General features: G+C 44.3%; 1 protein-coding gene and 1 pseudogene. Both read left to right on the top strand.

Annotated features, from left to right (window positions below):
* Window positions 1-216: pseudogene (locus tag A3739_RS29085) on the top strand (UDP-glucose 4-epimerase GalE); the annotation flags it as partial.
* A gap of 4 nt (window positions 217-220) precedes the next feature.
* Window positions 221-652, top strand: a complete 432-nt coding sequence (locus A3739_RS00640; RefSeq protein ID WP_068475877.1) for an HIT domain-containing protein — start codon at window positions 221-223, stop codon at window positions 650-652.
* Window positions 653-792 lie beyond the last annotated feature (140 nt).

Raw genomic sequence — 792 nt, 5'->3', positions numbered from 1 at the left:
AAAGAAGTCATTGATGTAGTGAAAGCGCAATCAGGTAAAGATTTCCCTGTTGAGGAAACTGAGCGTCGTGCAGGTGATCCAGACGCGTTAATGGCAGATAACACCAAGATCAAAGAAACGCTTGGATGGGTTCCTGATCATGACAACTTAGACGTCATTGTTAAATCCGCGTTGGATTGGGAAGCTGTTTGGCAGTCGCGTCAGGAGCAAGGATAAGTCTGTGAACTTTATTTTGGATGAGCGCCTCGCTGGCGACACAGAGTTTTTAGTCGATTGGCCATTATGTCGAGTATTGCTGATGAATGATCAGCAATACCCTTGGTGCATTCTCGTACCAAGAGTGATGTCTGATAACGATGATGTGATGAAAGAGCTGTATGAGTTGAGCGACGATCAGCGTGCTCAATTTGATGCAGAATCAGTGTTTTTGTCGAAAACTTTGATGCAATACTTTCAGGGTGAAAAACTAAACATAGCGGCCTTAGGGAATGTCGTTTCACAGTTACATATCCATCATGTCGTTCGTTTCAAAAATGACATAGCTTGGCCTGCTCCTATATGGGGGCGTCACTCGGTAAAGCCATATGACGACGCAGCGCTCACAGATCAAAAAGAAGCCTTAATCAATTTGCTAAAGCCTGCATTCGCATAGTCCTTTGGCGCTAACTATTCGAACTCGTTATCTGCAACGACACGCTGAGCCCGAAAGCTTAGCGTTTTCTCAAGAGTCTGATGTTCTTCAGCTCGATTCAGACCTTGTAACTGGTTTTGTTCTTCCTATCTATGATGAGT

The sequence above is a fragment of the Oleiphilus sp. HI0067 genome, from assembly GCF_001635735.1.
This window is presented reverse-complemented; position numbering and strand designations above follow the sequence as displayed.